At 30.7% G+C, this 9,696-nt stretch carries 8 protein-coding genes; 1 reads left to right on the top strand and 7 read right to left on the bottom strand.

Annotated features, from left to right (window positions below; genetic code table 11):
• Together RT714_RS12115 and RT714_RS12120 are read right to left on the bottom strand one after the other, a co-directional pair.
• The coding region (locus tag RT714_RS12115; protein WP_313757928.1) for an SPFH domain-containing protein at positions 1 to 353 on the bottom strand (353 nt) is incomplete at its 3' end.
• 386 nt (positions 354 to 739) lie between these two features.
• A complete protein-coding gene (locus RT714_RS12120; protein WP_313757930.1) occupies positions 740 to 2,743 on the bottom strand; it encodes a methyl-accepting chemotaxis protein in 2,004 nt (667 codons plus the stop codon).
• A 198-nt stretch (positions 2,744 to 2,941) separates the two neighbouring features.
• On the opposite strand from RT714_RS12120, the gene RT714_RS12125 reads away from it, so the two are divergent.
• On the top strand, positions 2,942 to 4,549 hold the full coding sequence (locus RT714_RS12125; protein WP_313757931.1) for a helix-turn-helix transcriptional regulator: 1,608 nt from the start codon (positions 2,942 to 2,944) through the stop codon (positions 4,547 to 4,549).
• A 35-nt stretch (positions 4,550 to 4,584) separates the two neighbouring features.
• Here RT714_RS12125 and RT714_RS12130 read toward each other — a convergent pair whose 3' ends face one another.
• The 5 genes from RT714_RS12130 to RT714_RS12150 all read right to left on the bottom strand — a co-directional run.
• Positions 4,585 to 5,385, bottom strand: coding sequence for a divergent polysaccharide deacetylase family protein (locus RT714_RS12130; protein WP_313757933.1), 801 nt, complete (start codon positions 5,383 to 5,385; stop codon positions 4,585 to 4,587).
• Between the two features lie 134 nt (positions 5,386 to 5,519).
• Positions 5,520 to 7,157 (bottom strand): chaperonin GroEL, encoded by a 1,638-nt coding sequence (groL, locus tag RT714_RS12135; RefSeq protein ID WP_313757935.1) that lies wholly within the window; start codon positions 7,155 to 7,157, stop codon positions 5,520 to 5,522.
• 232 nt (positions 7,158 to 7,389) lie between these two features.
• On the bottom strand, positions 7,390 to 7,671 hold the full coding sequence (gene groES / locus RT714_RS12140; RefSeq protein WP_313757936.1) for a co-chaperone GroES: 282 nt from the start codon (positions 7,669 to 7,671) through the stop codon (positions 7,390 to 7,392).
• Between the two features lie 289 nt (positions 7,672 to 7,960).
• Positions 7,961 to 9,103, bottom strand: coding sequence for a beta-aspartyl-peptidase (gene iadA, locus RT714_RS12145; RefSeq protein ID WP_313757937.1), 1,143 nt, complete (start codon positions 9,101 to 9,103; stop codon positions 7,961 to 7,963).
• A 2-nt stretch (positions 9,104 to 9,105) separates the two neighbouring features.
• Positions 9,106 to 9,696, bottom strand: a 591-nt coding sequence (locus tag RT714_RS12150) for a Na+/H+ antiporter NhaC family protein (protein WP_313757939.1), incomplete at its 5' end; no start/stop codon positions are given.

The raw sequence follows: 9,696 nt of genomic DNA on the forward strand, positions 1-9,696 counted from the left end.
ATACTACTAATAACTCCTACTGAATTTTTTGCTCCACCATTGCAAAACTGCTCTACTGCCTTAAGTATACTATTCTCTTCATTGTTCACTTTTACTATGGCTGTACCTATTATATTTACAAATATCCCTTGTTTAGAAGGCGCTTCATTTACATCTGTAGTCATACTGATATTTTCTAAAGAAATCGTACAAGAAGTTTCTAAAAATGGTATCATAAATCCACCTTTACCAGATAAAACCCTTTTCTTTAAACCTGTGATTACCATGGCTTTATCTGCCGGTACCTTCCTCCAGAATAATAGTAGAAGTATTAAAAATGCTAGGATTCCTCCTAATATAAATATATACTGCATGGCAAAACCCCCTTTTTTAAATTATATAAATTTAATAATTATTATATACCTTTATGCATTTATATTAAACAATCTTTTAACAATTGTAATGTTTTTGTAATACATTAATGAATTTCAATGTAATCTCGATCTTCGGCCTCTCCATAGAATTATCATAAATAACCTTAGCTAATTCATTGTCTACTTTTAAATATTCCGTCATGTTCATCAAATCCTGGATTTTTCTATAAAATATTTAGTTATCCTATATCTTTGTACCTTTATACAAAGAATATCATCACATCTTCATATTTACATGAAAAAACTTCCTTTTTGGTTAAACACCATAAGGAAGTTTTTAATAACTACTATTCTTTTAATTATGTTTTATTTTCTATGATATTAATTTATACTGTAAACTTTGAAACCACTTTTAATAAGGATTCTGATTTTTCTTTTGCCAACTTTGCTAACTTAATAACATCATCTGACATTTGAGTTATAATTGATGTTTCCTGTGCTATACTAGTAGCTCCTTGTGCTTCTTCATTAGCAGCAATTGCTATTTCATCTATTGCTCTCACCATATTTTGCATTGAAGCCAAGAGTTCTTCAGACGTAGCACTAAATTCATTTACCACATCATTTATTCCTATAGAATTTTGACTGTATTGTTCACTGGTATTAACAAGATTTTCATAATCATTTAATACCTTCTTATCAATGAAGTCCATTATTTCGCCGGAGTTAGATGAAAGATTATTGACAGCTTCAAATATTACTTTAGTTACTTCTTGTATTCTAGAAACTGTATTCTTAGAACCTTCTGCTAATTTTCTAATTTCATCTGCAACAACTGCGAATCCTTTACCTGCTTCACCAGCTCTAGCAGCTTCAATAGCAGCATTCAATGCCAATAAATTAGTTTGTGAAGTTATCTCGAGAATTGCTTCAGACAATTCATTGATTTGATTAACTGCTTCTGATTGTTTAATGGCAGTTTCTAAATCACTCTTTGTATTTCTATATATTTCAATTGCATCTTCTCTTGAAGATATTGCCTTTTTCTTCATTTCTTGACTCATATTATTTATCTCATTTACCATAATTGCACCTTCCTGTGCCTTAGATGCAGTAGATTCAATAGCTCTTTCAATTTCTGTAGATGTTGCACTCATTTCCTCAGTAGATGCGGCATTTTCTTCAGTTCCTGCAGACAATTCCTCTGTAGTTGCCGAAATCTCTTCTATGCTTTTATTAAGTTGAGTCATATTCTCATCAATACTAATAAGCATTTGGCTCACATTAAATGACTCCTCACCTACTTCTTTTATAATATCTTTTACAGATTGCTGCATAGTATCAATTGCATTTGCCAAAACACCTGTTTCATCCTTCATTTCCATCAATTTTTTAGGTACTACTCCTGTAAAGTCTCCAGTTGCTACTACGTTTAGATAGTCCGAGGCTTCTTTTATAGGATTTGAGATACTTCCTGCTATAAACAAAGTAATAACTAGACCAATAATAATATAAATAATTGAAATAATTAACATTGAAACCGCTAGACTATTTACTTCTGACATAACTTCTGACTTTGGTGCAGTTATAGCTAACAACCAATTAGTTCCTTCTACTGGGGCAAACCCCATATATTTAGCAACACCTTTATAAATATATTCTCCAACTCCTCCTTCTTCTTCAATCATTCGTTTCTCCATTTCAGCGAAAGATTCTAACTCAGGATCATCTTCAGCATTTTTAATAATATTATCCATTTCCATAACAAGATTTCTATCTTCATTAGCTATAGTTGTCCCTTGCTTATTTATCATAAAAACTGCACCGCTTTCCCCATATTGCATATCACTAGTAAAATCACTTAACACATTTCCATCTCTGTTAGCAATTAGTACTCCTTTTACCGTATCACCCTCTTTAATAGGAACTGCATAGCACAGCACTACTTTATTATCAGTCTTACTTACAATCGGATCCGAAACTACTCTTTTACCCGATAGTGCTTTTATGTAATATTCTCTATCTGAAATATTAGAACTTACTCCATTGGTATTTCTTGAGTTACCATTGATATCTGCTATATTCATATCTATATGTCCGCTTCGTTTGACTTCAATATTTAATAAATCTAACTTTTCATCTAAAGTTAATTCATTACTTTTTATCCAATGGCTCTCTGCCAATGCCTCTAATGCATTAAACTGCACTCCCATACCTTCGGTAACAACCTTTGCATCTTCTTTCGCCATTTGATAAAGCGATTCATTAATACTCTTTGACAAAGCCTTAGATGCCGTTTTATAGGATATAAGTCCAAGACCTATACAAACAACAAATAAAAGTACTCCATAGGATAAAGTTAGCTTTGTTTTAATACTTTTTAATTTCAAATATACCCCTCCTCAGTTAGCAAAAAATATAAAATAATGTATTTTTTTGTAGTTTATTGTATAATTATATATTAATATCTGTATTAGTTATACTATGTTGATATCAAAGTCATTGCCTTGGTTGTGACAATTTTATACTTATCTATATCCAATATGATAATATAAAATTATTGTCAATTATTTTAAGGAGGGAACCCTTTGACAACTAATGTGAAATTTGGTGAATGTCTATCTTTTTTACTTTCCACTTTGGATATAAGTATGAATCAATTAGCAAAAGCTATAAATGTAGATAGTTCACTTGTCAATCGTTGGGCTAATGGAAAAAGAATTCCCGCATATAATACGGTATATATTGAAAGTATTACTGAATACCTTTCAAAAAATATTAAGAATTCATTTCAAGAACAACATATAAATGAACTTTTTATGAAGATTTGTAAGAATAATGAGTTTAATGGCAATATAATAGAAAAAACTAGAAAGGTATTATTGGAATCACAAGGATATTCCATTGAGTGTAAAAAAAAAGAGCAAAAACAAAGAAAAGAACAGTCAATTGACGAGAAAAAAACTTCTAATCTTTTAGATATAAAACAACTTTATTCTGATAACCATGATAATATTAATGTTCCTAATCAAACTATAGATCTATCAGATGAAGACAAAATAATTTTCGGAATCGAGAACATTATTTCTGCTTTTATTTCCTTACTTGAAATTGCAGCCAATCAAGAACATAAAGATAATAAGATAATTTATATCACTTATAATATGAATACAATAAATGATTGTTATAAATTAATTTATTGGCGAAATACTTTGCTAAAGGCTATAAACAATGGATGGGAAGCAATTATCTTATTAAGACTGGATAATAATATTAATAAAATAATCCAATTCATAGATTTTATATATCCAGTTATTATAACAGGAAAACTTAATATATATTATTTTAACAACTATGATACTTGCTCAACAAATAGAGAAATATATGTAATTCCTGAAATTGGTGCATTATCTTGCTTTTCAACAAATCCAGATTGGGAAATTAACTGTGGTTTTTATTTGAAAAATAAATCTGGAATAGATATTCTCAAAAACTACTTTAGTAAACTCCTTATAAATCATGCTGAACCTATCGTAAAGTATTATTCAAAATATACAGAATATTACAATGACTTAGTAGGATTTGAAGAGAATATAGGCAATCGCTTTCAATACAAATATTGTTTTAGTATGCTTATGCTAACTAATAACTTGTTCCAAAAATTTCTTAAGAAGAAGAATGTTTCCAGTAACGAGGGAATTATGGCTTTAAATATTCATAAAAGAAGATTTAATGCATTTTTATCAAATATACAGTACTATAAATATACAGATATATATTTATCAAACTCTATTAAATATTTAATTATAGATAAAAAATTTCATTTTGACTACTCTACTGGTACTGAAATAATTAATTTAGAAATTCAAGATATCATCGAAATCTTACAAAATATAATTTACCTCCTTGAAACATATGACAATTTCAACATAGCCTTTATGCCCCAAAATACTGTTACATTATTAAAAAATATTAATTCATATTGTACAGTTAAAGATAGGCAGTATATATTATTTAAAACATTTAGTTCTCCAGAAAGTATATCAGAAATACAATTATCTATGGAAGAACATATGATTATTAAATCATTTGGTGAATATTTTAAACAAACCTTGAAACAAATTGCTCCCGTTAATAAGGAGAAAAATGAAATTATTAAAATGCTGCAATATCATATAGATATATTAAACAAATAAGTAATAGAAATGGTACCAAGTACCATTCTTGTTACCTATTTGTAAAGATCCTTTACCTGAGATAAATATATAAATTCAATTCCTTGTCCTTTTAACTTTTCAGACATCTTATCTATTGTATTTATTGTTATTTTACCTCCTTGACCTCCTACATGACCAATTCCTATTGCATAACCTTTATCTAAAGCTATCTTACTAAGTTCATCCATGGCTTTTGATATGTAATATTCCGTCCTTTCGTTATCTAAAAAAACATTTCTTTGAAAATACACTACTCCTAGTTCTTTGCTTATTTCTTCGGAAATTTTAGATTCGTCTGTCTTACTATTTAAAAAATAAATATCCTTTTCCTTTGCTATATTTATGATTTCCTTCATAATCATTTCGTCTTTCATGATCTTAGACCCCATATGATTATTTATTCCCTTTGCCCATTTCAATTGTTCTAAGGCATCATAAACAATTTCTTTGATTTCATCATTACAAAAATTTGATCTTATTGCCCTAGGTCCTAACCACTTCGGATCACCTTTCTCTGGCTCCATTGGTAAATGCAATATTATCTCCATCCCAGCTTCATGAGCTTTTTTTGCATCTATCTCTGTGTATTCAAGAAATGGCATTACAGCTGCAGTAATAGGTATATCAAGTTTAGTTAGCTCGTCTATTCCTTCTCCATTATTTCCTAAATCATCTATAACTAAGGCAATACGTCCTTTAGTAATGCTTGTTTCAATAGATTTTTCTGTTAAAGTAAATTTAAAAATCAAAAAAAATATAATAATAATTGCCAGAAAGAAAATCATTAATGTTTTTTTGTTTATAATAATAAGCATAAAAAAACCACCTCTAATTTATTAGAATTTAATCCATATACTAATATATGAACTATATGCTAATAATATTAAAGAAGTTAATATTTATATGATATAATAAAAAAACTCCCGAAGTTTCCTTCGGAAGTTTTTTATTACATCATACCGCCCATGCCACCCATGCCGCCCATTCCTGCCATAGCTGCCATTGGGTCTTCTTTTTCTATATCTACTACTGCACCTTCTGTAGTAAGTACCATAGCTGCTACAGATGAAGCATTTTGTAATGCTGATCTAGTTACCTTAGTTGGATCTGCTATACCTGCTTTAATCATGTCTATATATCTTTCATTTAAAGCATCAAATCCAGTACCTGGTGCTTCTTCTTTAACCTTTTCAACGATAACAGAACCCTCAAGTCCTGCATTTGCCGCAATTTGTCTAACTGGCTCTTCTAACGCCCTCACTATTATACTAACTCCTGTTTTTTCATCACCATAAGTTGTTTCAAGTAATTTAGCTACAGCTGGTATTGCATCTATTAATACTGTTCCACCACCAGGAACCATACCTTCTTCAACTCCTGCACGTGTTGCAGCTAGAGCATCTTCAATTCTAAGCTTTCTTTCCTTAAGTTCTGTTTCAGTTGCAGCACCTACTTGGATTACCGCTACTCCACCTGATAATTTAGCAAGTCTTTCTTGAAGTTTTTCAGAATCAAATTCTGATTCAGTTTCTTCAAGTTGAGCTTTAATTTGTTTAACTCTATTTTGGATTTCTTCTTGGTTACCTTCTCCATTAACTATTACAGTATTTTCTTTATCAACCTTAACCTTTGCTGCTCTACCTAACATTTCAATAGTGGCTTCTTTTAAATCATATCCCAATTCTTCTGATATTACTTCGCCGCCTGTTAAAATCGCTATATCTTGTAGCATTTCTTTTCTTCTATCTCCGAATCCTGGTGCCTTAACCGCAACGCAGTTAAATGTTCCTCTTAATTTATTAACTACTAATGTAGCCATTGCCTCTCCTTCAATATCTTCAGCAATAATTACAAGTGGTTTTCCTAGTTGTACTATTTGCTCAAGAATTGGAAGAATTTCTTGGATATTGCTAATCTTCTTATCAGTGATTAATATATATGGATTTTCATATTCTGCTATCATTTTTTCAGTATCCGTTACCATGTAAGCAGATACATATCCTCTATCAAATTGCATACCTTCTACTACGTCTAGAGTAGTTCCCATAGATCTTGATTCTTCTACAGTGATAACTCCATCATTTCCTACCTTTTCCATAGCATCAGCTATTAATTTTCCTATTTCTTCATCCCCTGCAGAAATAGATGCGAGTTGAGCTATAGATTCTTTTGATTCTACGTTCTTAGAAAATCTTTTGATTTCTTCTACTGTAGCATTTACAGCTGATTTAATTCCTCTTTGAAGAATCATTGGATTTGCACCAGCAGCAACGTTTTTAAGTCCTTCTCTAATAATAGCTTGAGCAAGTAGAGTAGCTGTTGTAGTTCCATCTCCTGCTACATCATTAGTCTTTGTAGCTACTTCTTTAACAAGCTGAGCACCCATATTTTCATATTTATCTTCTAATTCTATTTCACGAGCTATAGTTACACCATCATTTGTAATAAGTGGTGCGCCAAATTTCTTATCTAATACAACATTTCTTCCCTTTGGTCCTAATGTAACCTTTACAGTATCAGCTAATTGATTTATTCCTCTTTCCATAGCACGACGTGCATCTTCGCCAAACTTAATTTCCTTCGCCATTTATATACACACTCCTTTTAAATTCAGTTAATAGTTAGTAGTAAAGAACTAATAGTTGAAAGGATTAAAGACCCAAAAGTCTTACTTAAAACTTTTCGCTGGGTAAAGAAACCCTAAAGGACTACTGAACAGTACCCTGTGGGGCAAATATTAGTAGCTAAGCGATGTACACAAAATTGAAAATCACAATTTTAATACACTGCTTATATTCACCATTAGCTATTCACTATAATTACTCCACTATTGCTAGGATATCAGCTAATTTTAGTATAGTTAATTCTTCACCATCTACTTTAATTTCTGTTCCTGCATATTTTGAGAATATTACTTTGTCTCCAACTTTAATTTGGTCTTTTTTCTTTTCATCATTTGTAATATCAGCACCAATAGCAACTACTTCTGCCATTTGTGGCTGTTCTTTAGCAGTACTTGGTAAAACTATACCACTCTTTGTCTTTTCCTCTACTTCTACTTTTTTAATTACAATCCTATCACCTAATGGTCTAAGGTTCATTTTATTACCTCCTTATGTTAATATTAATTTTTCCTTTCATTTTATTAGCACTTACTGTTATCGAGTGCTAATGTTTACAATATATATGTTACTTAAATGAAATCATGTAATCAAGTCTCAATTTAGACTGTATTAAGGTATTATTTGCTAAAATATGCCTTTATATCCATCCATCTTATATTTTCTTTAATTTACTATTCTTATCTTATTAAATCAACTGATTCTACTAGTATATATTAACTGATAGAAATAAAATTAAATAAGAACACCCTAGGGTGTTCTTATAATATCACTCATATGTGCCTTTTACAAGTAATTCTTCTCCATCTAACATCAATTTTCCATTGGAGATTACTGATATTAAGTTCATATTTTTATCTAATATTAATAAATCTGCATCTGAATCTTCACCAATATATCCCTTTCTAGGATATAAATTTAATGCCTTAGCTACATTTATAGTGAAAAACTGTAATGCCTTTTCTAGTTGAAAACCAGCTTCTAATACCATATTTTGCATCTCAGTAAATAAACTACTTACAGAGGAAGCTCCAATTTTTACTAGATTCCCATATTCATCATATTTAGACCAACTACCATATCCATCGGAACTAATAGTTATATTTTCTAAAGGAACGCCATTCTTTTCTGCCCTTAAAATAACATTAGTCGGAGATAGATCCTTATATATTCCGCAGGTTAAATCTATTAACCCACCTCTTTTAGCATAATGGAAGGACTCTACAAGTAATTCTTCCTTTCTATTTACATGGGTTGGTCTTATGGTTCTAATAGGAATTTCCGTTTCTTCCAGAACTTCATTTATTAGACCTAAACCTTTTCTTCCATTTCCCATATGAGCCACAACTATTCCAGCCTTTCCAGACATCATACCTGCTACTCTTGCATCTGATGCAAGTCTTGCCAATTCATACTTTGATACACTAGGGGCTCTATGATCAGATAATGCAATTTTCACCCCTATTATTTCATCTATAAAAACTATGTCCTTCTTCACTGAATCTGTTAATGTTATGGAAGGATAGCCATAGGAACCAGTATGAATATATGCAGATATTCCTTCTTCTTTTAGAGATTTTGCCTTAGCCAATAAATTTTCTATATTCCTTGTAGTTCCATCAGTTCCTAAAAGTCCTACTACAGTAGTGATACCTCCTTCTATTAATTTAGATAAGGTAATTTCAGGTACTCTGGTTTTGAAACTTCCCTCTCCTCCACCACCAGTAATATGAACATGATTATCTATTAAACCTGGTATAAGTTTCTTGCCTGTCCCATCAATTATCTTAACTTTATGACTAAATGATTCTATCTTATCTTCTATTAAAGCTATCTTTTTACCAATTATTAAAACATCTTTTATCCCAATATTTTTAGGACAAAACACCTCTATATTTTTAATTAATAACATAATTACACCTCTTCTTGTATCCTTTTTTTGTCTTCTGGACTCAATTTTGCAATTCCAAGACCTGTAAATGCTAAGATTATTGCAAATACTATTCCCATATAATTTAGTATGGCCCAAGGTAAGTATTCCATTGTAGAAACACCTAATGTAGTTGACATATATGCTCCCGCTGCAGACCATGGTATAAGAGGTACTAATACAGTTCCTGAATCTTCCAATGTCCTAGAAAGATTTTTTGGATGAAGATTTCTCTCAACATATACATCCCTAAATAATTCTCCAGGTATCAATATAGATAGATAAGAATTCCCAGTAACAAAAGCTACAGTAAAACAAGAAGCAATAGTAGACAATATTATACCAGCCGTAGTCTTAACTCTTTTCAATAATTCCTCCAATACTACATCTAACATTCCAGATATACTAATAATGCCTGCAAAACCCATGGCACAGAATACAAGCACAGTAGTACTAGTTACTGATACAACTCCTCCCCTATTAATCAAAGTTGTAACCATAGTGCTAATTTCCCCTTCATATCCTGTCATACTAACATTGAAACCTTGAATCAAGGATATAAAACCATTTTTAAG

This window comes from Tissierella sp. (genome assembly GCF_032104385.1).
Taxonomy (GTDB): Bacteria; Bacillota; Clostridia; order Tissierellales; family Tissierellaceae; genus Tissierella.

What these genes read in the sequence shown, in the direction of transcription:
- RT714_RS12130 (WP_313757933.1), bottom strand. Translation starts at nt 5,385, where the DNA reads ATGCTTATTATTATAAACAAAAAAACATTAATGATTTTCTTTCTGGCA.
- groL (WP_313757935.1), bottom strand. Translation starts at nt 7,157, where the DNA reads ATGGCGAAGGAAATTAAGTTTGGCGAAGATGCACGTCGTGCTATGGAA.
- iadA (WP_313757937.1), bottom strand. Translation starts at nt 9,103, where the DNA reads ATGTTATTAATTAAAAATATAGAGGTGTTTTGTCCTAAAAATATTGGG.
- groES (WP_313757936.1), bottom strand. Translation starts at nt 7,671, where the DNA reads ATGAACCTTAGACCATTAGGTGATAGGATTGTAATTAAAAAAGTAGAA.